The organism is Streptomyces collinus Tu 365, from assembly GCF_000444875.1.
GTDB lineage: Bacteria > Actinomycetota > Actinomycetes > Streptomycetales > Streptomycetaceae > Streptomyces > Streptomyces collinus_A.
The window spans coordinates 3,142,913-3,164,023 of record NC_021985.1; the positions used below are offsets into that span (position 1 = coordinate 3,142,913).

The following is a 21,111-nucleotide window of genomic DNA, read 5'->3' on the forward strand; positions in this document are numbered from 1 at the left end:
TGTCCCCTCGCGCGGTTCCGGCTGCCTGTGCGGCAATCTACGCGAAGGGGGCCGGGAGGTGCGCACCGGTCCAGCCTCCGGACGGCCGGTGCGTAGCCGTCCGGTCACGCGGCTCACAAGATCCTGGAGACACCGGGTACCGAGGTTGTCTCCAGCGGCGGGCGCACCGAGGTGGCCGCCGCGGCACGGATCAACGCGGAGTTCGACGCGTTCGTCGTCCCGCTCGCCAACGCCTTCCGGCCCTCCTTCGAGAACGCCCTGAAGCGCCTCACCCGGCTGATCACACGGCTGCGGATCCCGGTCGTGGTGCTCGGCGTCGGCGCGCAGACCGGGGTGAGCCACGACCCGGCGCGGCTGCGGCAGATCGCCCGTCGCTGTTCCTGTACGGCAGCACCCTCGACGTCCGCAAGCGGGTGCGAGCGGTACCCGAACCTGCGCTTCGTGGGACAGAACCTCAGCGACGCGCGGCAGCTGCACTGGCGGGACCTCAGCGACCCGAACGCCCTGGTGACGGCGATGCCGACGCATCCGGACCACCCGATGTACCGGGAGGACAAGGTGCGTGTGTACGTCGACCCGGTCACCTGGATCGACGAGCTGCGGCCCTTCGACTTCTCCTTCGGCTCGCGCATCCACGGCAACATCGCGGCGCGGCTGTACGAGCAGGCCGACTTCGGCGGGCTGACCGGGAACCACCGCGAGCGCTTCGACGCCAGACGCTGCTCGAAGGCCGCACCGCCGTCGCCGTGCGTGAAGGTGTTCCGCAGCCCGTTCCGGTCCAGGAACCCGACGAACCGGCGCGGGTCAGCGAACTGAGCCAGGACAACACCCGGTTGCGGCGGGAGCTGGCCCGGTCCAGGAAGGTGCAGGGCACGGTGCCCGCCCCCGCGTCCTCCGTCTACCGGCGGGCCCGCCGGCTGGTGGGCCGGGCGCTGCAGTCGGGCCGCCCGTAGCCGCCGCGGGCGCCGCCGTTCAGGCCGCCGCCGTGCCGAAGCCCGCGCTCGGCAGCATCCGCCGGACCTTGCGCAGCGCCCTGCGCAGGAAGGAGTTGGCGGCGGCCTCCCGGTAGCCGTCGAAGGCGCGGGCCTCGCGGGGTTCGGCGAGGTAGACGTGGTCGGGGACGCCGGCCGCGGCCGAGCGGAAGTGCGGGTAGACGAGGTACAGCCGGGTCCCGCGCCGTTCCAGGACGGCCGCGGCCTGCTTCTTCGCCTTCACGAACTCCACGACGTCGACCAGCAGATCGGCGCGCTGCCGGGCGACCAGGTGCAGCCGCAGCCGTTCGTGCACCCGGAGCCGGCGGGCCACCTCGGGCGTCCAGTAGGCGTCCATCAGCGGCTTGGCCAGTTCGAGCTTGTGCCGGCGGACGTCCTCGGCGTCCTTGAGGAACTTCGGCCCGAACTGCGGCAGCAGGGTGATGAGGAAGGGCCGGACCATGAGGCTGTCGCGCCGGGCGCCCGCCGGGACCATGTCGGCGATCAGCCGCATCAGGGCGCGCGCGGAGTCGAAGCGGAGCGTGTAGCCGCCGCTCTTCGTCACGTGCTTGCCGTCCTCGCGGCCCACCAGGTAGTAGCAGGTGTAGTCGGCGAGCACGGAGACGCCGTCGGCCCGCAGGTACGCCTCCATGGTGAAGAGCGCGTCCTCGCCGGTCCACAGGGACTCGTCGAAGCGCATGCCGTGCCGGTCCAGCAGGGCGCGGCGGAAGAGTTTCTGCGCGCTCAGCGTGAACTTGATGTTGGAGGAGTGGACGTCGGTCCGGTCGAGCGACTTGCCCCACATGGACTTCGGGGGGACGCGGTTGATGCCCTCGACCCGGCCGAGCACGACGTCGGTGCCGTTCCGGTCGGCCATGGCGACCATGCGCTCCAGGGCCTCGGGGCCGAGCCGGTCGTCGGCGTCGAGGAAGAAGACGTAGCGTCCGGCCGCCTTGTCGAGGCCGACGTTGCGCGGGCCGCTGGGGCCGCCGGAGTTGTCCTGCCGGATGACGGTGACCGGCATGGGGACACGGGCCGCGAACTCCTCCAGGTACTCCCCCGTGCCGTCCGTGGAGCCGTCGTCGACGGCGATGACCTCCATACGGGCCGGGTCGATGGTCTGCGCCTCTACGGACGCCAGGCACTCGACCAGGTAGGGCATCGCCTCGTACGCCCCGATGATCACGCTGACATCAGGCTGCGTCTCGACGGTCACGTTTCCCCCTTGTCACCCTTGCCCCCTTTGCCGACAGAACCGGCGGGGACGACGGAACATTCCACCCGTAACTGCTCAATCTCACCTTGTTAGACGGGTCCCCCGCCGAGGCGGTTGCCTGACGCCCGATGGTGAGTGGGGTACGTCACATTGATCCGGGGGGTGCGGGCGGCTGCCGGTACCGCCGGCCGCCGCCACCGGACAGTACGCACGGCCCGTAAGAGTTGCTCAGCCGCGGGCCGCCGCCGCGGTAAGAGAGGGCGGTAAGAAACCTGAACGGCCGCGGGCACGCGCACGGGGCCGGCCCCCGGGATCTCTCCCGGGGGCCGGCCCCGTTCGCTGCGGCGGGTGTCCGCGTCAGCCGGCGGCCACGCCGTCCGTCTCACCGGCGGCCACGCCGTCCGTCTCAGCGGCGGACGCGCCCCGCTGGCCCGGCAGCGCGCTGGTCAGCTCGGCCGCCTCGGCGGGGTCGGCGTTGGCCGCGCCCGTCCGGGACTCCTGGCCCACGTTGCGGGCATCGGCCTTCATGGCCAGGTGGGCCACCGCGGCGTTGAACTGGTCGATCGAGGCCGGCTCGTCCGGGCCCAGCAGGTAGCGCTTCAGCTCGCCGCGGTCCTCCGCCAGCGGATCGGCGGACGGGTCGCGCACGGCGTCCAGCAGCGCGCCCAGCTCGGCGGCGCTGTTGGACAGGATGGTCGCGGCGCGGACCGCGGTGTTCTGCCGCTTGAACTCCTCCACGCCGAGTTCGGCGGAGTCGGTGACCGCGTACGGCTTACCGCTCGCGATGAAATCCGAGACCACGGAGGAGATGTCGGAGACCATGCCGTCCGAGACGTTGAAGCAGTCGTACAGGCGGGGCTGGGCGCCTGTGATCACCCGGTGCTCGTACGAGGGGAAGGAGCGCCAGTAGGCGTCGTTCCACTCGGCGCGCAGCCGGGCGATCTCCTCGTGCCGCTGGACGTCGACGATCCCGTCACGGGTGGCCTCGGCCTCGTCGCCCTTGTCCCCGGCGGCCGCGGCCAGCTCGGCGAGCCGGGCCTGGACGCGGTCGAGCTCCGCCCCGGCCGCGGTCTGGGCGGCGGTGTCGGCGGTGAAGCGGGCGTCGGCGGCGCGCTCGGCGGCCGCCTTCTCGATGAGGGCGGTGATGCGCCGGTGCGCGGCGCCGGCCTCGGCGCTGACGGTGCCGGTGAAGGGGTGCGGCTTGTACAGGACGCGGACCGGCGGGTCGGCCGTGACCAGCTTCTTCACGATGTTCTCGCCGGCCAGCACGATCGAGGTGTTGCCGGGGTTGCCGTCCCAGCCCTCCCAGGTCGGCGCGTAGAGCACGGTCGGGACGCGTCCGTCGGGCACGCCCTGCCAGCTCTGGATGGGGGCGAGCTGCGGCCGGCCGACCTCAACGATGTCGTCGTCGCGGACGCCGACGTCGGCGATGGCGTAGCGGTCGCGGCCCGCGCGGCCCGCGGTCCACACCTCGTCGTACACCTTGCTGTACGGGTTGACGCTGGCCAGCTTGTCGCTGTCGCCGTGGCCGATGAAGACGTGCTTCATGGTGGGCACGCGCAGCAGGTGGATGTTCTTGCCGACGTTGGCCGCGTACAGGGCGACACGCACGGTCGAGAGGTCCATGTTCATCAGGTGCACCCCTCCGGGCACGCAGACGACGGGGACCGTGGTGGGCGCGAGGTTGTTCAGGATGCCGCGCTCGCGCAGGATGATCAGCGGCCGGGTGTCCAGCTGCTCCATCGTCTCCAGCCACATGTTGACCTGGTACGCGGAGTCCCTGGAGCCGGAGAAGTACAGGACCGTCTCCGGCCGGTAGGCGGCCAGCCAGTCGTCGACGGCGGCGAGCACCGCCTCGGTCCTCGGCGGGGTCTTCGCGCCGCGCACGTACGGCACGAGCCCGACGACGTACAGGCAGCCCAGGGCGATGGTGAGGCCGATGCCCCCGAACCCGACGGCGGAGTCGTCGAGCGCCGCCGAGACGAGGATGCCGACGACCGCGAACAGGTCGAGGTGCAGGATCTTCTCCGCGGAGCGGTGCAGCAGCACGCGCGGCGGGGCGTCCGGGATGCGGATGCGCGACTTGAGGTCGATGTTGCGGGTGGCGACCGGCATCCGGCGGCGGTTGCGGATCAGGGTGACCAGGGCGCCGTGCGGGGCCTGGAGCCCGTAGAAGGCGATGAAGCAGGCGACCGCGCCGTAGAAGATCAGGTCGTCCGCGAGGGACAACCGGGCCAGCAGCAGGATCAGCAGCAGCTGCCGGATCAGGAACCGGATCGACAGGCCCGCCCGGACCTTGCTGAGGCGGTTGATCAGGTAGCTGTTCCTGCGGTGGAGATAGTGGTCCGCCAGGTACGTCACGGCGGCCGCGGCCGCGAAGGCGGGAACGCTCGGGACGAGCGCGGCCAGCATGAGCACCGGGAAGCCCAGGATCATGAGGGCCGCCGCGGCCAGCTCGGCCGCGCTGCCCACCCGGGCGACGCGAATAGCGGTGGATATCACGGAGAAACCTGCTCTGGGAGGGGGAGTGCCGGTTTTGTTCAGAATTGCCAGGGGTGCGGAGTTAATCGACAATTCGCGCCTACGGTTCAGGCCCCTGCGAATACCCGTCACGCGGGTACCCGGAGAGGCCTGAATTCCATGAAACTAATTACCCGATTATTACACGCCGTCCTGGCGGTCCAGGACGGAAGCGAGGGCCTGCTCGAAGCCGGAGGCCTTGGCGGCGCCGGCCGTCGGGTCCTGCTGGCGGACGTCGATGACGTGACCGGTCAGCTCCGACAGCAGCACGTCGAGGGAGGTGCGGGCGACGGCCTCGGAGGAGAGCAGGGAGCCCGCCGGCTCCTGGCCGAACGCCTTGGTGCGCATCGGGGTCGCGGTGCGCTCGGGGTTGATGCAGTTGACCCGGATGCCCTCGGCGGCCCACTCGTCGGACAGCGCCTGGGTGAGGTTCACCATGGCGGCCTTGGTGGAGGAGTAGAGGCTGTACTCGGCGCGGCCGCGGGTGTAGCTGCTGGAGGTGTAGAGCAGCAGCTGGCCCTTGGACTCGGCCAGGTACTTGTAGGAGGAGCGGGCGATCTGCACCGGCGCCAGGTAGTTGACCTTCAGCGCCTCCTCGATGGTGGCGTTGTCGGTCTCGGCGAGCTTGCCGATGCGCAGCACGCCCGCGGTGTTGACGACGTAGTCGATCCGGCCGGTCTCCGCGTACGCCTTGGACAGCGCGTCGTCGACCTCCTCCGGGTTCTCCACGTGGGTGCCGGTGGTGGAGCGGCCCAGCGGGTAGACCGTGGCGCCGTAGGACCCGGCGAGTTCGGCGATGTCCTTGCCGATGCCGTACGACCCGCCGAAGACCACGACGGTCTTGCCGGTGAGCAGCTCGCGGTAGTCCTCGTCGCCGTTCTGCTCGGGCGCCGCGGTGGAGGCGAGCTGGAAGAGCTTGTCGGCGATGAAGACGTCGACCGGCTGGGTCACCTTCATGTTGTACTCGTCACCCGCGACGACGTGGATCGGCACGTCCGGCAGGTACTTGAGCACGACCGAGCAGTCGTCCGTGGCCTGGAAGTTGGGGTCGCCGGCGGCCACCTCGTAGGCGCGGCGGACGGTGGACAGCTTGAAGGCCTGCGGGGTCTGGCCGCGGCGCAGCCGGGAGCGGTCCGGGATCTCGGTGATGAACTCGCCGTCCTCGCCGTGCGTGCGCGTGACGATGATGGTGTCCGCGGACGGGATGGCGACGTCCACCGCCTGGTAGCGCTCCAGCGCGGTCACGCAGTCGTCGATGACGCGCTGCGAGAGCAGGGGGCGGACGGCGTCGTGGAAGAGGACGTTGAGGTCCTCGCCCTCGGCCAGTCCCTCACCGAGGGCCGAGATGGCGCGCTCGGTGGTCTCGTTCCGTGTCGAGCCGCCCTCGATGATCTTCTTGACCTTGGTGAACCCGGCCCTGGCGACGATCTTCTCGATGTCGGGCACGTAGCCGGGCGCCATCAGCACGATGATGTCGTCGATCGAGTCGGCGTTCTCGAAGGTGGTCAGGGTGTGCTCGATGACTGCCTTGCCGGCGATCTTCAGCAGCTGCTTGGGGATCGACAGACCCACCCGCTGACCGGTGCCACCGGCCAGGATCACTGCGGTGGTTCGGGGCTGGGCTATGTGCTCTGACACAGGCTGACCTACCTTGGGGCGACAGGGAACCGTGAAATCGTCCCACTTCGGGTAAGCGCAGTGCAAGGTGAGAGACGTCCCTTACATATGTGGGCTTCACCTGTCATTCACCTTGCACACCTGGCCCTTGGGCGAGGGGTTCCCTGAACGACCGTGAAATTGTTGTGAGTAAGTCCACAGGTGCCGAGTGCTCGGTGCCCGGGCGCCCCGGCAGGGACGTTGCGGCCCGCCTGCGGCGGCCCGCGCCGCCGGGAACCCATTGCCGGTAAATGCGCCACCGCCATTACCCGCTTTACGAGCCCCCACGCGCCGAACGGCCCGACCGGAAACACGAGAGCGGCCCGGAAGTGCATTAGCACCCGGGCCGCTCACTGTTTTCACACCTGATTCACGCAGTCACGGCGGTTCTACTGGAACGGGTCGAAGTCGCCGAACTCGTTGAGCGCCTCGTCCCGCTCCGCCTGCTTGTCGCGCCGGCGCTGGGTCGCGGGCCGGGGCGCGTCGAAGCGGTGGTCCTCACCGCGGCGGCCGAGCATCTCCGCGCCGGCCATGACGGTGGGCTCCCAGTCGAAGACGACCGCGTTCTCCTCGGGTCCGATGGCGACGCCGTCGCCGTTGCGGGCGCCCGCCTTCATCAGCTGCTCCTCGACCCCGAGGCGGTTCAGGCGGTCGGCGAGGTAGCCGACGGCCTCGTCGTTGTTGAAGTCGGTCTGCCGCACCCAGCGCTCCGGCTTCTCGCCGCGCACCCGGAACAGCGGCTCGCCGCCGACCTCCTCGCGGGTGACCGTGAAGCCCGTGTCGTCCACGGCCTTGGGCCGGATGACGATGCGCGTCGCCTCCTCCTTGGGCTTGGCGGCACGCGCGTTCGCGACCAGCTCACCGAGGGCGAAGGTCAGCTCCCGCAGCCCGATGTGGGCCACCGCCGACACCTCGAAGACGCGGTAGCCACGCGCCTCCAGGTCGGGGCGGACCATCTCGGCGAGGTCCTTGCCGTCCGGCACGTCGACCTTGTTCAGGACCACGATCCGGGGCCGGTTGTCCAGGCCGCCGTACTGGCGCAGCTCCTCCTCGATGATGTCGAGGTCGGAGACCGGGTCACGGTCGGACTCCAGGGTCGCGGTGTCCAGCACGTGCACCAGCACGCTGCACCGCTCCACGTGCCGCAGGAACTCCAGGCCCAGGCCGCGGCCCTGGCTGGCGCCCGGGATCAGACCGGGCACGTCGGCGATGGTGTAGACGGTCGAACCGGCGGTCACCACGCCCAGGTTGGGGACCAGGGTGGTGAACGGGTAGTCGGCGATCTTCGGCTTGGCCGCGCTGAGCACGGAGATCAGCGAGGACTTGCCGGCGCTCGGGTAGCCCACCAGGGCCACGTCGGCGACGGTCTTCAGCTCCAGGACGACGTCCTGGAGGTCGCCGGGCACGCCGAGCAGCGCGAAACCGGGCGCCTTGCGGCGGGCGCTCGCCAGCGCCGCGTTGCCGAGGCCGCCCCGGCCGCCCTGTGCGGCGACGTACGAGGTGCCGTGGCCGACCAGGTCGGCGAGCACGTTGCCCGCCTTGTCCAGGACGACCGTGCCGTCCGGCACCGGCAGGACGAGGTCCTGGCCGTCCTTGCCGGAGCGGTTGCCGCCCTCGCCGGGCTTGCCGTTGGTGGCCTTGCGGTGCGGGGAGTGGTGGTAGTCCAGCAGCGTGGTCACCGACTGGTCCACGGTCAGGATGACGTCACCGCCACGGCCGCCGTTGCCGCCGTCGGGGCCGCCGAGCGGCTTGAACTTCTCACGGTGGACGGAGGCACAGCCGTGGCCTCCGTTACCCGCGGCGACGTGCAGCTCGACGCGGTCCACGAAGGTGGTCATTTCGGTGCCTCCAGGAAGTACGGGTATGTCTGGGTGTCAACAAGCGAAAGGCGGACCCGCCTTCCCGACCGGGAAGTGAGGTCCGCCTCACGCAAGCGTTCGGTGCTGAATCAGGGGATTCAGGCGACCGGAACGATGTTCACGACCTTGCGGCCGCGGTGGGTGCCGAACTCCACCGCACCCGGCTGCAGGGCGAACAGCGTGTCGTCGCCGCCACGGCCGACGCCGGCGCCCGGGTGGAAGTGGGTACCGCGCTGGCGGACCAGGATCTCACCCGCGTTGACGACCTGACCGCCGAAGCGCTTCACGCCGAGCCGCTGGGCGTTGGAGTCGCGACCGTTCCGGGTGGACGATGCGCCCTTCTTGTGTGCCATCTGTTCTCAGTCCCTTACTTCGCAGCCGCGGGGATCTCAGTGACCTTGATCGCCGTGTACTGCTGGCGGTGGCCCTGACGACGGCGGTAGCCGGTCTTGTTCTTGTAGCGCAGAATGTCGATCTTCTGGCCCTTGTGGTGGTCCACGACCTCGGCCTGGACCTTGATGCCGGCCAGCACCCACGGGTCGCTGGTCACAGCGTCGCCGTCGACAACGAGCAGGGTCGAGAGCTCGACCGTGTCGCCAACCTGGGCGGTGGAAATCTTGTCAACCTCAACGATGTCGCCGACAGCAACCTTGTGCTGGCGACCACCGCTGCGCACGATGGCGTACACGCGGATCTCTCTTTCGCTCGAGAACGGCACCCCCGCAGGCCAGCCGCCCAGCAACAACATGGGTGACCTCTCCCGGCCCGCATGGCGCCCGGGAGGAATTGGGTTTACGGGGATGTGGCGTGTCGATCGACACGCCGACGGTCAAGGTTACGGGGCCACGGCCGAGGGGGTCAAACCGGGCCCCGCGGGGTGTGGGGCCGGTCACGTGGACCGGCCCCGTCCCGGGTGTGTCAGCCCTCGTCGGCGGCGGCCGGGACCGTGGTGGTCTTCTTCGCCGTCGACTTGGCGGCGGCCGTCTTGGCGGTCTTCGCCGCCTTCTTGGCCGTCGTCTTCTTGGCGGCCGTCTTCTTGGCCGCGGTCTTCTTGGCGGCCGCCTTCTTCGCGGTGGCCTTCTTGGCAGCGGTCTTGCGGGCCGCCTTCTTGGCCGGAACCGCCTCCTCCGCCTGCTCCGCCTGCTCCACCGGCTCGGCCGTCTCCACGGCGGCCTCCTCCGGCGCGGCCGACGGGACGACCACGACGGCCGTCTCCTCGGACGCGGTCGGCGCGGTGGCCTTGCGCACGGCGCGGCGGCGCGGGCGGGCGGGGGCGGCGCTCTCGGCGGCGGCCTCGGCGGCCGGTGCCGCCGGCTCGGCCGGCTCCGCCGGGGCCTCGGCCGCGGGCGCGGTCTCGGCCACGGTCACCACGGCCGGCGCGGCCCCCTCGGGGGAACCGGCGGGCGCCGACACCTTGCGGGTCGCACGGCGACGCGTACGGCCCTTGGGCGCCGCGTCCTCGGCGGCCTCGGGCGCCTCGACGACCGCGTCCTCGACGGCGGCGGGCTCGGCCAGCGCCTCGGCGGCCGGCTCCGGCAGCACGGGCCGGACGGCCTCCTCGGCGGCCGTCACGGCCTGGGCCGTGGGCGCCTCGGCGGGCTCGGCGGCCCGGCGGGACGCGCGGCCCTCGGCCTTCGGCGCACCGGCCGGTGCCGAGGCACGGCGGCTCGCACGGCGGCGGCCGCGGCCACGGCCGGCCGCCGCCTCCGCCTCGGCGACGCTGCTGTACAGCTCCTCGTCCGGCGCGAAGTCCGGGCCGGGCAGGGCGACGGGCTCGGCCAGCTCGGCGGCCACCTCGACGGCGGTCTCCACCTCGGGCTCGACGGCCTCGCCGGTCTCCACCGCCACGGCGGCGGTCTCGTGCACGTGCTCCTGGCCGTCGCCGCCGCGGCCGCGCTTCTTGCGCTTGCCGCCACCGCCACCGCCGCCGCCGACAGCGGTCGGCTGCTCCATGTGCACGATGACGCCGCGGCCGTTGCAGTGGACGCAGGTCTCGGAGAAGGACTCCAGCAGGCCCTGGCCGACGCGCTTGCGGGTCATCTGGACCAGACCCAGCGAGGTCACCTCGGCGACCTGGTGCTTCGTGCGGTCGCGGCCCAGGCATTCCAGCAGGCGCCGCAGCACGAGGTCCCGGTTGGACTCCAGCACCATGTCGATGAAGTCGATGACGATGATGCCGCCGAGGTCGCGCAGCCGCAGCTGGCGCACGATCTCCTCGGCCGCCTCCAGGTTGTTCCTGGTGACGGTCTCCTCGAGGTTGCCGCCCTGGCCGGTGAACTTGCCGGTGTTGACGTCGACGACGACCATCGCCTCGGTCCGGTCGATGACCAGCGAACCGCCGCTGGGCAGCCAGACCTTGCGGTCCAGGGCCTTGGCGAGCTGCTCGTCGATCCGGTAGGTGGCGAAGACGTCGACCTCGGAGGTCCACCTCGACAGCCGCTCGGCGAGGTCGGGCGCGACGTGCGAGACGTAGCCGTGGATGGTCGACCAGGCGTCGTCACCGCTCACGACGACCTTGGAGAAGTCCTCGTTGAAGATGTCGCGGACGACCCGGACGGTCATGTCCGGCTCGCCGTAGAGCAGCGAGGGCGCGCTGGAGCCGCCGTTCTTCGCCTTCTTCTTGATGTCCTCCCACTGCCCCTGGAGCCGCTCGACGTCCCGGCGCAGCTCCTCCTCGCTCGCGCCCTCGGCGGCGGTGCGCACGATGACGCCCGCGTCCTCGGGGACGATCTTCTTGAGGATGGTCTTCAGCCGGGCCCGCTCGGTGTCGGGCAGCTTGCGGCTGATGCCGGTCATGGAGCCCTCGGGGACGTACACGAGGTAGCGGCCCGGGAGGGAGACCTGGCTGGTCAGACGGGCGCCCTTGTGCCCGATGGGGTCCTTCGTCACCTGGACGAGGACGGGCTGGCCGGACTTCAGGGCGGACTCGATGCGGCGCGGCCCGTTGGCCATGCCGAGCGCCTCGAAGTTGACCTCACCGGCGTACAGGACCGCGTTGCGGCCCTTGCCGATGTCGATGAAGGCGGCCTCCATCGACGGCAGCACGTTCTGGACCTTGCCCAGGTAGACGTTGCCGACGTACGAGGTCGACTGCTCCTTGTTGACGTAGTGCTCGACGAGCACGCCGTCCTCGAGGACGCCGATCTGGGTGCGCTCGCCGTGCTGGCGGACGACCATCACGCGCTCGACGGCCTCGCGGCGGGCCAGGAACTCGGCCTCGGTGATGATCGGGACGCGGCGGCGGCCCTGCTCACGGCCTTCCCGGCGGCGCTGCTTCTTGGCCTCCAGACGGGTCGAGCCCTTGATGGACTGCACCTCGTCGGAGGGCTCGCTGGCCTTGCGGGGCTCGCGGACCTTGACGACCGTGCGCTCGGGGTCGCCCTCGCCCGGCTCGGCGTCACCGGAGGTGTCCCCGGCACGACGGCGGCGACGGCGACGGCGACGGCTGGAGGCGGAACCGCCCGCCTCGCCGTGCGCGTCCTCGGCGTCCTCTTCCTCCTGCTCGGCGGTGTCCTCGGCGTCCTGCTCGGCCTGCTCGGCGGCCAGGTCGTCGCTGTCGGCGTCGGCGCCCTCGCCGGCCTCGCCCTCGGCGGCGTCGCCACGACGACGGCGGCGACCGCCCCGGCGGCGACGGCGGCGGGAGCCGGACTCCTCGGCACCCTCGGCCTCGTCGCCGTCCTCGTCGGCGAGGTCCTCGGCCTCCTCGGCCTCCTCCGGCTCCTCGTCCTCGGCGGCGGGCGCGACGGCCTGCGGCTCGTCCGCGGCACCACGGCGGCGACGGCGGCGGCGCGAGCCGGCCTCGGCGCGCTCCTCGGCGTGGTCCTCGGTGACGGCCTCCTCCAGCTCCTCGGACTCCTCCGTCCCGGCGGCCTCGGCGGCGGCCTGGGCGGCGGCACGCTCGGGGGTCTGGAACCTCGGCTCGGTGAACACCGGCGCCTGGAACACGGCCACGGCGGGCCGGGACGGGCGGCGCGGGGAGTCGGACTCGGTCTCGGCCTCGGTGTGCGCGGGCGCGGAGAACCCGGTCGCGGCCTGGCGCACCACCCGGCGGCGACGGCGCGGCGCCGCCTCCTCGGCGGGGGCCTCGGCGGCCGCGGGCTGGGCGGCGGCGGTGACGGGCTCGGCGATCTCGGTCTCCTCGGCGGCGGCCGCGGGCGCCTCGGCGGCCTCGGCGGGCGCGGTCACCCGGCGGGTGGCGCGGCGGCGGGTGCGGCGCGGGGCCGCGTCCTCCGCGGCCTCGGCGGGCGCGGGCTCCTGCGGCGCGGCCTCGGCGGCGGGCTCCGCGTCGGCGGAGACGGTGGTCTCGGCCGGCACGGCGGTCTCGGCGGCTTCCGGGGCGCCGGCGGGCGCGGCGGCCCGGCGGACGGCGCGGCGGCGCGTGCGGCCGGCGGGTGCGGCCTCGGCCTCGGCGGCGGGCACGGCTTCGGCGGCGGCCGGGGCCTCGGCGGCGGGTGCCGTCGCGGCGGCGGTCACCGTCTGCCCGGTGGCCTCGGTGGTCTCGGTGGCCTTCGGCGTACCGGCGGGCGCGGAGGCGCGCCGGGAGGCGCGGCGGCGCGGCGCTGCGGCGGGCTCGGCCTGGGCGGCCTCCGGCTGCTCCGCCGGCTGCTCGGCGGCGGCACCGGAGTCGGCGGCGGGCACCACGGCCTCGGCGGAAGCGGACGCGGTACCAGCGGGCGCGGAGGCGCGACGGGTGGCCCGGCGGCGGGTGGGACGAGGCGCGACCTCTTCGGCGACCTCGGCGGTCCCGTCGGCACCGGCACTCGCCACGGCCGCCTCGGACTCACCGGCGCCCGCGGCGGCGGGCACCACGGTCTCGGCGGCCTCGGCGGAAGCGGAGGTACCGGCCGGCGCGGAGGCGCGACGCGTGGCCCGGCGGCGGGTGGGACGAGGCGCGACCTCTTCGGCGACCTCGGCGGTCCCGTCGGCACCGGCACTCGCCACGGCCGCCTCGGACTCACCGGCGCCCGCGGCGGCGGGCACCACGGTCTCGGCGGCCTCGGCGGAAGCGGAGGTACCGGCCGGCGCGGACACGCGACGGGTGGCCCGGCGGCGCGTACGGGTGGGGGGAGCGGGCTCCTCGACGGCCCCGCTCTCGGCCTTGGCCTTCTCCTCGGCCCGGGCCTTCTCCTCGGCCTCGGTGATCTCGTCGGCCTCCGCTGCCGGTATGGCCGGCGCGGTCACCTCGGCGGGCGCCTCGGCCCCGGAGGGCGGACCCGCCGGGCGGGAGGCGGCACGGCGACGCCTGCGCGGGGGCAGGGTGTCGCTCGGCGTGTTCAGTTCGGAACCCTCGGTGGGTTCGGTCGGTTCGAGCATGCGGGCATTTCTCCCGTCAGGCTCCCGGGCGCCGCGCCTGGTCCGGCGGCGGTCTCGATGGACCGTCCGCCGTTGACGTCCGCGGCCCGCGCGAAGCGCGATGGCCGCCGTCCGGGGCGCGGGCGCCGCACGGGAGCACTCTGTGTCCTGTCTCGCCGGTTCCGTACGCCTTGTCGGTACGGCCTGGCGAAAGTCTTCTGGTCGGTGCGCTGCCCGACCCAGGTGGCTCCCGAGTCCGAGGGCGGCGCTACGACGTCCGTCCCTACGCGGAACCTTCCGGCGTCGGCGCCGTCGCGGCGGCAGCCGGTACGGCCTTCAGGGCCTCGGCTGCCTCGCGGTCGGGCGCGAGCGGGTCGGTCACCGTGCCGGTCTCTTCATCGAACAGCCCCTGCGCCAGCCTGGTCACCGCTGCGGGGACCGGCGGCGCCAGGTCGGCCACGGCGCGGAGACCGGACAGGACGTCGTCGGGTCGTACGGCAGGCGTCACGTGCCGAACAACCAGCCGCAGTATCGCACAGGGCTGGTCGGTCGGCCTATCAGCCTGCGAACCGTGCGTTTCCAGACTGACCACGGCCGGGCGGGCGTCGAAGGTGCGGACGCCGTTCTTGGTCATGCGCTGCACCTCGACGGTGTCGGCCCCGGTGAAGGCCTCGACCGCGCGCTCGGCCTCGGCCGGGTCGACGCCGTCCAGCCGCAGCTCCCACATGGAGGCCGTGAGCCGGTCGGCGAGGCCCGGGGTCCGTGCCTCGACCGCGTCGACGATGTCGAGCCCGGTGGGCAGCGACTCGTCGAGGAGGACGCGCAGCGGCTCGGGGTCGCGCGACGCGGTCAGCGCGATCTCGAGGTACTCCGCCTCACTGCCCGTGCCGGTGGGTGCGGCATTGGCGTACGACACCTTCGGATGCGGCGTGAACCCCGCCGAGTACGCCATGGGCACCTCGGCGCGGCGCAGCGCACGCTCGAAGGCGCGCTGGAAGTCTCGGTGGCTGGTGAACCGGAGGCGGCCGCGCTTGGTGTAGCGCAGTCGGATGCGCTGCACCGCGGGTGCGGGCGGCGGGCCTTCGGGCTGTCGCTTGCCCAGTGTCCTAGTCCTTCGTGAGAGCGGTCGTACTGCTACCAAGAGTACGTGTCCCGCGGCCCGTGGGTTCCCGCCGGTCCACCGCCTTCCGTGGCCGGGGCTCGCCCACGAGCAGGCGCCGGAAGTCGGCGCGCGCCTGCCGCAGGGTGTCGCGGGCACCGTCCAGCGCCTGCCGGGCGGTGCGGCCCACGGCGCGCGCGGCCCGGGCGGCCGGCCGCAGGACGAGGTCCCGTACGACGTGCCCGACGGGGGTGAGGACCGTGCGGTACACCCAGCGCGACGGCTCCACGAAGATCCACCGGAAGAGGGTCGCCAGAACCCGTCCGGCGGCGCGCGAGATCCGGCCGGCCACCCGCCAGGCGTGCCCGAGGGCCTCCGCCACCTCCCGTGCGACGACGGCGAGGACCCGGCCTGTGGGTACGAGGACCCAGCGCCACAGGGCGAGGGCGGGCAGCACGAGCAGCACGCGGGCGGTCCAGTACAGGACGGCGCCGGCCCCGGTGACGACGGCGGCGGCGAGCCGGGCCAGCGCCCGCCCGGCCGGCGCGAGGACCCAGGCGTGGAGCACGCGCGCGGGGGCGACGACCAGGTGAAGCGCCAGCCAGGCCGCGCCGGCCCACACACCGGCCCCGGCCGCGGCGAGCAGGCGGCCGACGCCTTCCAGCGCCCTGACGACCGCTCGGCCCACCGGGGCGAGCACGCGCGCGTACAGCCACGCGAGTCCCGCTCCGGCCGCTCGCGCCACGCGGGCGAGGGCGTGGCCCATGGGGGTCAGCACGCGCGCGTGGAACCAGCGCAGCGGTACGACCAGGAGGACGTGGCCCAGCACTCCGAGCGCCGTCCCGACGGGCACGAGGACATGGCGCCACAGCGTCACCCAGGGCCACACCAGCAGCGCCCACCCGGCCCACAGCAGCGCGCGGCCCACCGGCCGCAGCACCGTGTCCCGCAGGAAGCGGCCGCACACGACGAGCGCGTCCCAGGCCATGCGCACCGGAAGCACCAGGACGAGGACGACGATCCGCACGGGAAGGCGGATCGCCACGGTGAGACATCCCTCGGGCTGTCGTGCCTCGGGGCGTCGTGGCGGGGCGGGCGGCTTGTCGTGGTCCATACCCGGTCAGACGCCCGCGGCGGCCGTACGGATGCGTCCACGTCCGGACGCGTCTACGTCTCGACGCCCTGGGTGACGCGCGCCTTGTACGCCTCCGGGTAGCGCTCGGTGAACTTGATGACGGCGACCAGCAGGACGACCGGAATGACCCAGTTGAGCCAGTCGTCCATGGACGGGACGCGGATGGCCAGGTACGTCGAGAGGGCCATCAGGACGAAGACCACGCCCCAGGCCGCGGTCAGCACCCGGTTGATGTGCAGGAAGACGGGCGAGTGCCAGTACGCGCGCGGTGTCTGCGCGCGGGCGTACTGGGCGGTGAAGGGGTCCTTGAGCAGCGAACCGAGCGCCACGGCGGCCACCACCGCGTTGGAGACGACCTGGGCGTAGGTCTCCAGCCACACGAGTTCCGAGCGGTCCAGGGCGAGGGCGAGGACGGTGATGACGGCGAAGAAGACGATGCCGACCATGTCCAGGAGGTAGATCCGCCCGCGCAGGACGTCCTTGCCGGACAGCGCGATCGCGGCGATCAGCGCGGCGAGCGCCGCGTACTCCCAGGTGCTGGGGCTTGCGACGACGCCGAAGATGATCCAGGGGGCGAACGAGAAGAACACGCTGCCCGCGCCGACGGGCTTGCGGGGCGGTGCCTTCGTCTCCGTCTGCTGGGCCATGGGTTCCTCCCGTCGGGTGCCGCCGCCCCCGCTCCCTCCATCGTGCCGTCGGCCGGCGCCGGCCGCACGCCGCTCGCTGTGCGGCCGGCACGGCGCCGTCCTAGCGTGGGAGCAGCGGTCGTGACGTGCGGGAGGGATGCCGACACGGGCTGTCCGGGAGCCGCCATGACCCACCGTTTCAGCGACAACGTCCAGTTCGACTACGAGATCGCGGTCGCCCTCGGCTCGGCCTGGCGGCAGGGCGCCGATGTGGGCGAGGTGCTGGCGACGGCCGCCGCCGTCGCGGACGCCGGCGGGCAGGAGTGGTTCGACGCCTGGGCCGCGCTGGGCCGCGGGGTGCGGGAGCAGGCCGACCGCTGCGCGGCGGGCGGGGACGCGGTGAGCGCCCGGGACGCCTGGCTGCGTGCCGCCGGCTACCTGGGCACCGCGCTCGTCGGCGTGGACGCGGTCGCGGACCCGGACAAGCGGCTGGCCGAGGTGTTCCCGGAGCACCGGGCCTGTTTCGACCGCTTCCTGGGTGCCCTGCGGCCGCCCGCCGAGCCGGTGGCGATCCCCTACGAGGACACGACGCTGCCCGGCTATCTGATCAGCCCGCCCTCCGCCGCCGGTGCCTCCGGTACGCCGGGCCGGTCGCCCACGCTGATCGTCAACAACGGCAGCGACGGTCCGGTCAGCACCGCCTGGACCATGCTCGGTGCGCCGGCCGTGGCCCGCGGCTACCGCGTCCTGCTGTTCGACGGCCCGGGCCAGCAGTCGACGCTGTTCGAGCGCGGGACGACCTTCCGGCCCGACTGGGAGAACGTCGTCACCCCGGTCGTGGACTTCCTGCTCGCCCGCCCCGAGGTCGACCCCGCGCGGATCGTGCTGGCCGGTATCAGCCAGGCCGGCTACTGGGTGCCGCGCGCCCTGGCCTTCGAGCACCGGATCGCCGCCGCGGTCGCCGACCCGGGGGTGGTGCGGGTGGTCGACAGCTGGTGGCACAACCTCGGGCCCGAGCTGCGCGGACTGTGGGAGTCGGGCGAGCGGGAGACCTTCGACCGCGTACTGGAGGGCGCCTTCGCCGAGGACCCGGCGCTCGCCGCGACCTGGCGCTGGCGGGCCAAGCCGTACGGCATCGACGTACCGTCCGAGCTGCTGGCCGAGGTGAGCCGGTACGACCTGGCGCCCGTCGCCGGCCGGATCACGACTCCGCTGCTGATCACCGACCCGGACGGCGAGCACTTCTGGCCGGGCGCCTCACGGGAGTTGTACGACTTGCTCCCGGGACCGAAGCGGCTGGTGCGGTTCACCGAGGCCGAGGGGGCGCACCGGCACTGCGAACCCATGGGCCGCGCCCTGTTCGAGCAGCGTGTCTTCGACTGGCTGGACGGTTTCTGTCACCGAACGGCCCCAGCAAGGTAACGCCTTGAGCTGAGCACGCCAGACCGATGGCTTTCGGTCATGGCGACTGATTCGATGGTGTCACGCACATCACCATCCCTGGGGGGACGAGAATGAACTGGTACGTCGATGTCCTGAAGAAGTACGCGGTCTTCAGCGGGCGCGCGCGCCGACAGGAATTCTGGATGTTTGCCCTGTTCAACTTCATCATCAACATCGTGCTGACCGTCGTCGACAACGCGATCGGTTCGAGCATCCCGGGCCTCATCTACGCCCTGGCCGTCCTGATTCCGGGTCTCGCCGTCACGGTCCGGCGCCTGCACGACACCGGCCGATCCGGCTGGGCGATCCTCATCTCCCTCATCCCGCTCGTGGGCACGATCATCCTGATCGTCTGGCTCGCCGGCGAGGGCAAGGCCGAGGCGAACGAGTACGGGGCCAACCCCAAGTACGCGACCGCCGCCTGACCGGACGTCAGCCACCGCAGGGCCCGTCGGACACTCCGGCGGGCCTTCGCCGTGTCGGCGGCGGCGCACCGGCACTCGGGGCGGCTAAAGTCACCTTCCGGGCAGACCGCCCCGATCGTGCGTCCCGAGGAGGGCAGGACGGCGGAGAAAAGTCGCCGGCGCCTGACCAGAACGCTCACGTTCTGGCTGCGTCCCGCCTTCGCACTGGGGTGCTTCGCCCGCTTCCAGCGGATCGCGGGGTTCGACCGCTCGATGGCCCTGGCCTCCAGCTCACTGACCGCCCTGGTGCCGGTCGCGATCATCGGCGGCACCGTGCTGTCCAGCCTCACCAACTCGGACGCCGCGGACCGGATCATCTCCCGGTACGGCCTCAGCGGAGCCGGTGCCGACGCGGTGAGGTCCCTCTTCTCGCCCGCCGAGAGCAGCACCAGCGTGGGCGTGTTCGGCGTGCTGTTCCTCGTCATCTCCGCGCTGAGCTTCACCCGCGCCCTGCAACGCCTGTTCGAGCAGGCCTGGGAGCTCAAGCCGCTCAGCGTGCGCAACACCCGCAACGGGCTGTGGTGGCTGCTGTCCGGAGGCGTGTTCGTGCTGGCGACCGGCTGGCTGTACGCCGCGCTCGGCGAGACCAGGCGCGGGCTCGTGGCCACGATCTGCGAGACACCGCTGTCCGCCGTCTTCCTGATCTGGAGCGGTTACCTGCTGTCCGCCCGGCGGGTCGGCTGGAAGGATCTCGTCCCCTTCGGTGTCACGGCGGCCGTGGCCACGGCCTTCTACTCCTGGGGCACCGCCCTCTACCTCCCGCGCCTGTTCAACACCTCCGCCGAGCGCTACGGGGTGGTCGGCGCCGTCTTCGCGCTGATCTCGGCGCTCTTCGGCGTCATGCTCGTCGTCGTCGGGTCGGCCGCGCTGGGGCGGGAGGTCGCCGACGAGCTCACGCGGATCGCCCAGGGGCAGCGCACGCCCGACGACGAGGTCCGCCGGCAGTGGGACAGCGTGGTCGAGCAGAGCCTCTCCCGCTGGCGCAAGGTGCGCCGCCAGGTGGGCCGCCATCGCCCCGGTGAACCGCCCGACGAACCGCCCGACGAACCGCCCGACGAGGAGGACGGAGCGGGATGACCCGGCGCGGGGTCACCCCCGCCGGGTGAGGTCGGCTGCGGGCACCGGGCGGACGCTGGAACCCGACCCCCCGCCGCCCGGGACGAGCCGGGCACCGGGCCGCTGCGGCGAGACGAGGCGAGACGCAGGATGACCCCCGAACGCCGTCCCTGGTGGGCACGTCTGGCACTGGTGGCCCTGGTGGGCAGTGCCGTGGTGCCGCTCGTCGCCGCCGGGCTGCGCAGTGCGCTCTGGCTGCTGCTCGCGGTCGTGGGCGTGGCGCTGACGGCGGTGGGCGTGTGGTGGACGCTCGCGTACACCGGACCGCTGCGGCTGCTCGGCGCGCTGCTGTCCGTGGCCGCTCCGCTCACCGTCCTCGGCCTGTACTCCTCGTACGGCATGCTGTGGCCGGCCGTGGCGGCCTTCGTCCTGTGGCTGGTCGCCCAGGTCGCGGGGCACGCCGCGCTGGTCCCCGAGGACGACGTCACCGGGCAGTGGCGGCGCGCGGCACCCGCGCCCCGCCACCCGTGGATCGTGATGAACCCGCTCTCCGGGGGCGGCAAGGTGGACCGCTTCGCCCTGGCGGACCGGGCCCGGGCGGCGGGCGCCGAGGTGGTCCTGCTCGAACCCGGGGCGCACCAGGACGTGGCCGCCCTGGCCCGGCGCGCGGTCGCCGAGGGGGCGGACCTGCTGGGCGTGGCCGGCGGCGACGGCACCCAGGCCCTGGTCGCCGAGGTGGCCGCGCACAACGGCCTGCCCTTCCTGGCGATCCCCGCGGGCACCCGCAACCACTTCGCCCTGGACCTCGGCCTGGACCGCCGGGACCCGTCCACCGCGCTCCGGGCCCTGTCCGACGGCGTGGAGTTCCGGGTGGACCTCGGGTACGCGGCCGGCCGGGCCTTCGTCAACAACGCCTCGTTCGGCACCTACGCGGCCGTGGTCGCCGAGCCCGACTACCGGGGCCACAAGCTGCAGACCGCGTTCCGGTCGCTGCCCGTCCTGCTCACGGGCCCGCGGGCGCCGCGCCTGGAGATGCGGGCCGGCGACAGCCGCATGGACGGGCTGCAGGCCCTGCTCGTCAGCAACAACCCGTATCTGCGCGCCGTCGACGCCAACCGGCCCGGCCGGCGGCGGAGCCTGTCGTCGGGGCTGCTCGGCGTGGTGTGCGTACGGGTGGACGACACGGCGCAGGCGGCGCGGCTGGTGCGCGGGGACCGCTCCCCCGGTCTCACCCGGCTGACCGCCAGGGAGGTCGTCGTGGCGGGCGGCGCCGACGGCACCCTGGCCGCCGGCATCGACGGCGAGCACGTGACCCTCCCCGCGCCCGTCGTCTGCCGCATCGCCCCGGGCGCGCTGCGCGTCCGCGTCCCGCGCGACCGCCCCGGCCACCCCTCCGGCGGCCCCCCGGTCGACTGGCCGGAATTGACCCGACTCGCCCTGGGCGGCACGGAGGCACGCGCCTCGGCTGCCTAGGCACGTCGTGCGCCGGTCGGCCGACGGGCTGCCGGGAGCGTGGTCGGGGGCGTCGTCGCCATGGGCTCCACATGGGCGCGGACGATGACGTGCGGGGACTGGGAGGAGCCGAGCGCACGGCACGTCCGGGGACCGCGCAGGGGCCAAGGGCACCGGAGCGCACCGCCCGTCCGGGGACCGCGCCGGGGGCGGGCGCACCCGCACATCCGAGGACCGCGCCAGGGCCGGCGCGTCCGAGGACCGCGCCGGGGGCGGGCGCACCGTACATCCCAGGATCGCGCCAGGGCCGAGCGCGCCGCGC

15 protein-coding genes are annotated in these 21,111 nt (G+C 73.1%); 5 read left to right on the forward strand and 10 right to left on the reverse strand.

The window, feature by feature from the left end:
* Positions 1–171: 171 nt before the first annotated feature.
* Positions 172–816, forward strand: coding sequence for a hypothetical protein (locus tag B446_RS13585; RefSeq protein ID WP_020940015.1), 645 nt, complete (start codon positions 172–174; stop codon positions 814–816).
* A gap of 156 nt (positions 817–972) precedes the next feature.
* Here the strand turns inward: B446_RS13585 and B446_RS13590 are convergent, their stop codons facing one another.
* The 10 genes from B446_RS13590 to B446_RS13635 form a co-directional block, all read right to left on the reverse strand.
* A complete protein-coding gene (locus B446_RS13590; RefSeq protein ID WP_020940016.1) occupies positions 973–2,187 on the reverse strand; it encodes a glycosyltransferase family 2 protein in 1,215 nt (404 codons plus the stop codon).
* A 357-nt stretch (positions 2,188–2,544) separates the two neighbouring features.
* Positions 2,545–4,689, reverse strand: a complete 2,145-nt coding sequence (locus B446_RS13595; RefSeq protein WP_234967489.1) for a CDP-glycerol glycerophosphotransferase family protein — start codon at positions 4,687–4,689, stop codon at positions 2,545–2,547.
* A gap of 159 nt (positions 4,690–4,848) precedes the next feature.
* Entirely contained in the window at positions 4,849–6,345 is a 1,497-nt protein-coding gene (locus tag B446_RS13600; RefSeq protein ID WP_043475532.1) for a bifunctional cytidylyltransferase/SDR family oxidoreductase, read from the reverse strand.
* Between the two features lie 407 nt (positions 6,346–6,752).
* On the reverse strand, positions 6,753–8,201 hold the full coding sequence (gene obgE / locus B446_RS13605; RefSeq protein ID WP_020940019.1) for a GTPase ObgE: 1,449 nt from the start codon (positions 8,199–8,201) through the stop codon (positions 6,753–6,755).
* A gap of 119 nt (positions 8,202–8,320) precedes the next feature.
* Entirely contained in the window at positions 8,321–8,575 is a 255-nt protein-coding gene (rpmA, locus tag B446_RS13610) for a 50S ribosomal protein L27 (protein ID WP_020940020.1), read from the reverse strand.
* 14 nt (positions 8,576–8,589) lie between these two features.
* The gene (gene rplU, locus B446_RS13615; RefSeq protein ID WP_007449531.1) at positions 8,590–8,910 is read right to left on the reverse strand and encodes a 50S ribosomal protein L21; all 321 of its coding nucleotides are present in this window, start codon (positions 8,908–8,910) and stop codon (positions 8,590–8,592) included.
* Between the two features lie 230 nt (positions 8,911–9,140).
* Positions 9,141–13,535 (reverse strand): Rne/Rng family ribonuclease, encoded by a 4,395-nt coding sequence (locus B446_RS13620; RefSeq protein WP_020940021.1) that lies wholly within the window; start codon positions 13,533–13,535, stop codon positions 9,141–9,143.
* Between the two features lie 262 nt (positions 13,536–13,797).
* Positions 13,798–14,574: a TIGR03936 family radical SAM-associated protein gene (locus tag B446_RS13625; protein ID WP_020940022.1), complete on the reverse strand. Its 777-nt coding sequence runs from the start codon at positions 14,572–14,574 to the stop codon at positions 13,798–13,800.
* Positions 14,575–14,620: 46 nt separating this feature from the next.
* A complete protein-coding gene (locus B446_RS13630; RefSeq protein WP_043475534.1) occupies positions 14,621–15,727 on the reverse strand; it encodes a hypothetical protein in 1,107 nt (368 codons plus the stop codon).
* Positions 15,728–15,780: 53 nt separating this feature from the next.
* A complete protein-coding gene (locus B446_RS13635; protein ID WP_020940024.1) occupies positions 15,781–16,395 on the reverse strand; it encodes a hypothetical protein in 615 nt (204 codons plus the stop codon).
* Positions 16,396–16,560: 165 nt separating this feature from the next.
* Between B446_RS13635 and B446_RS13640 the strand changes: the two genes are divergently transcribed.
* From B446_RS13640 to B446_RS13655, 4 genes are all read left to right on the forward strand, one after another.
* Entirely contained in the window at positions 16,561–17,796 is a 1,236-nt protein-coding gene (locus B446_RS13640; RefSeq protein ID WP_020940025.1) for an alpha/beta hydrolase family protein, read from the forward strand.
* A 92-nt stretch (positions 17,797–17,888) separates the two neighbouring features.
* The gene (locus tag B446_RS13645; protein WP_020940026.1) at positions 17,889–18,242 is read left to right on the forward strand and encodes a DUF805 domain-containing protein; all 354 of its coding nucleotides are present in this window, start codon (positions 17,889–17,891) and stop codon (positions 18,240–18,242) included.
* A 117-nt stretch (positions 18,243–18,359) separates the two neighbouring features.
* On the forward strand, positions 18,360–19,358 hold the full coding sequence (locus tag B446_RS13650; RefSeq protein ID WP_020940027.1) for a YihY/virulence factor BrkB family protein: 999 nt from the start codon (positions 18,360–18,362) through the stop codon (positions 19,356–19,358).
* A 129-nt stretch (positions 19,359–19,487) separates the two neighbouring features.
* Positions 19,488–20,810: a diacylglycerol kinase family protein gene (locus tag B446_RS13655; protein ID WP_020940028.1), complete on the forward strand. Its 1,323-nt coding sequence runs from the start codon at positions 19,488–19,490 to the stop codon at positions 20,808–20,810.
* Positions 20,811–21,111 lie beyond the last annotated feature (301 nt).